The organism is Kitasatospora sp. NPDC059973, from assembly GCF_042737525.1.
Lineage (GTDB): Bacteria > Actinomycetota > Actinomycetes > Streptomycetales > Streptomycetaceae > Kitasatospora.
This window is the reverse complement of the sequence record NZ_JBHWUI010000347.1, coordinates 1-2583: the sequence shown is the minus strand read 5'-3', so window position 1 is coordinate 2583 and position 2583 is coordinate 1. Positions and strand designations below refer to the sequence as shown.

Sequence of the window (2583 nt, the reverse complement as noted above, 5' to 3'; positions counted from 1 at the left end):
AAACGCTCGGCTGGGAAACCCCAGCCGAGCGCCTGCATAAACTGCTCGCGGCCTGAACAACCGACCACGTGTTGCAACGACCCTTAGAAACCGCCGGGTGCCTCCCGGGCCCTTCGGTCACGGTCTACCGCGTCACTCCTCGTCCTCGTCGTCGAGCCGGGCCAGCCAGGTGGCCAGCCGCTCGACCGGGATCTCGAAGTCCGGGTTGAGGTCGACGAACTCGCGCAGGCGCTCGGCCAGCCACTCGAAGGTGACCTCCTCGTCGCCGCGCCGGTTCTGCAGCTCCTCGATGCCGCGGTCGGTGAAGTACACGGGTTCGCTCCGGTCCGGTGGGGATTCGACCTGGTCAGGATAGTCCGGGCGGGCGCCCGGTCAGCTGGCCCGCCAGGTGCTCACGGTGAGCTTGACGGCGCCGGTGGTGCCGTCGGCGATCTCGACCACCGCGATGGCGATGTTGCGGGTGAGCCGGTCGCGGACGCAGAGCAGGCGGCCGGGCGAGACCCGGTTGAAGGACAGGTCGGTGTCGGGCCGCGAGTCGATCGCGACCGCGCACTGCTCCGGGGTCACGCTGGCCTCGGTGATCACCGCGAAGTCGGACTTGTCGTCCCCCGCCGTGGTGAAGGAGTTGGCCTTGCTGCTGATGCCGGTGGCGTTCAGCCCCAGGCCCCACTTGAGGTCGTTGCCGCGCGGCACGACCGTCCCGCCGTCCAGGTCGATCCGGTAGGAGTCGTAGTACGCCTCGGTGCCGGGGATGGCCAGCGGCTTCTTGTCGAGCAGCGGCGTGTAGCCGACCGGCCGGGCGGGCGCGGTCACGCCGTTGCTGGTCGTGGCCGACGGCGCGGCCGTCACCTTCCCGGCGGACGACGGGGTCGGCGAGGGGCTGTGCGAGCCGGCCGCCCCGGCGTCCGCGGTCTGCGACGGCAGTGGCTGGGGCTGGTTGCCGGGGCTCTGCTGGGCGGTGCTCGCGCTGTCGTTCTTCTTGTTGTCGTCGCCGAGCTTCTTCACCAGCACCACGCCGCCCGCGGTGCCGCCGAGGGCCATCACCAGGGCGACCACCAGCAGGACCTTCCAGGAGACGCCCTTGCGCCGGGGCTCGGGCGCCGGGGTGTCCGTCACCACCGGGCCGGGCGGCGGGGTGTCGTAGGACGGCGGCTCCTGGCGCAGCTGAACGGTCGGCGGCGAGGGCAGTACCGGCGCGGTGGGGGCCTCGTAGCCGGGCTGCGGAGGGCCGTACGCGCCGAGCGGCGGCGGGGTGAAGCCCGGCGGCGGGGTGACCGGCTGCGGCCGGGGGGTGCCGAAGTCCGGCACGCCGAAGGAGGCCGCGGTGGCCGGGTGGGTCGGCGGCGCGAAGGGCTGCGGCGGGGTGGTCGGCGGGCCGCTCGGAGGCGCGGTGGGCGCGGCCGGCAGCGGGGTCGGCGGGGTCTTCGGCAGGTCCGAGCGGCGGGTGATCTCGGTGTTGACCTGCCGGGGCAGCCAGTCGTCGGCGAACCGCAGCTGCCCGCCGACCGACGGGTGGTTGCGGGCGATCTCGATGATCTCGGCGGGCTTCGGGCGGTCCTCGGGGGACTTCGCCAGGCAGCGCATGATCAGCTCGCGCAGGTCGGCCGGCACGGCGTCCAGGTCGGCCTGCTCGTGCACCACCCGGTAGAGCACGGCGGTGTCCGGGCCGTCGCCGAACGGCGCGGTGCCGCCGGCCACGTACGCGGCCAGCGCGCCGAGCGCGAAGACGTCGGTGGCCGGGGTGACCGGGCGGCCCTGGGCCTGCTCCGGCGACATGAAGGCGGGCGAACCGATCCGGTAGCCGGTGCCGGTCAGCGCGGTGGCGTCGGCGGCCCGGGCGATACCGAAGTCGATCACGCGCGGGCCGTCGCCGGCCACCAGCACGTTGGCCGGCTTGAGGTCGCGGTGCACCACCTCGACGCTGTGGATGGCCTGCAGCGCCTCGGCGATGCCGCCCATCAGCAGCAGCACGGTGCGCACCGGCAGGGCGCCGTTCTCGCGGACCACCTGCTGCAGCGACGGGCCCGGCACGTACGCGGTGACCAGCCAGGGGGCGTCCGAGTCCAGGCCGCCGGAGTCGATCACCTGGGCCGTGTAGAGGCCGTGGATCCGCTGGGCGTTGCTGACCTCCTGCGCGAAGCGGCGGCGGAACTCGCCGTCCTCGGCGAACTCCGGGCGGACCACCTTGAGCGCCACCGGACGGCCGCCCGGGGTGTACGACAGGTAGACCCGGCCCATGCCACCGGCGCCGAGACGGGCGAAGAGCCGGTAGCCGCCGACCTCGCGCGGGTCGTCCGGGTGCAGCGGCTGGAAGACCGGCGGGAGCGGCGAGGCCGTGGCGTCCCGTGGTGTGTCGGCGGTCATGTGGTGATCCCCCTGGGAGAGCGGTGAGGTCATCCGGTCGGTCACGGGCGCGGTGAGGGCGCCCGGGCATCGGTCCGGCGAGGCATAACCTACCGACCCGTCAGCTGTGCTCGCAGGTCGGTGGCCGTTTGGTTGCAGAGCTGGAACCTTGGCACGGCGCCGACACACGGGCGCGGGACACCGGAACGGCCCCGGCCCCCGCGCGGTGTGCGCGGGGGC

At 73.9% G+C, this 2583-nt stretch carries 2 protein-coding genes; both read right to left on the bottom strand.

Features of this window, described 5'->3' with window-relative positions; all coding sequences use genetic code 11:
* Positions 1 to 132 precede the first annotated feature (132 nt).
* Positions 133 to 312 carry a DUF6104 family protein gene (locus tag ACFWA9_RS38970; protein WP_380394307.1) on the bottom strand — a complete coding sequence of 60 codons (180 nt, stop codon included), beginning with the start codon at positions 310 to 312 and terminating at the stop codon, positions 133 to 135.
* A 60-nt stretch (positions 313 to 372) separates the two neighbouring features.
* Positions 373 to 2364 carry a serine/threonine-protein kinase gene (locus tag ACFWA9_RS38965; protein WP_380394304.1) on the bottom strand — a complete coding sequence of 664 codons (1992 nt, stop codon included), beginning with the start codon at positions 2362 to 2364 and terminating at the stop codon, positions 373 to 375.
* Positions 2365 to 2583 lie beyond the last annotated feature (219 nt).

Excerpts from the sequence above, each read along its gene's own strand:
- ACFWA9_RS38965 (WP_380394304.1), bottom strand. The coding sequence starts at position 2,364 with ATGACCGCCGACACACCACGGGACGCCACGGCCTCGCCGCTCCCGCCG.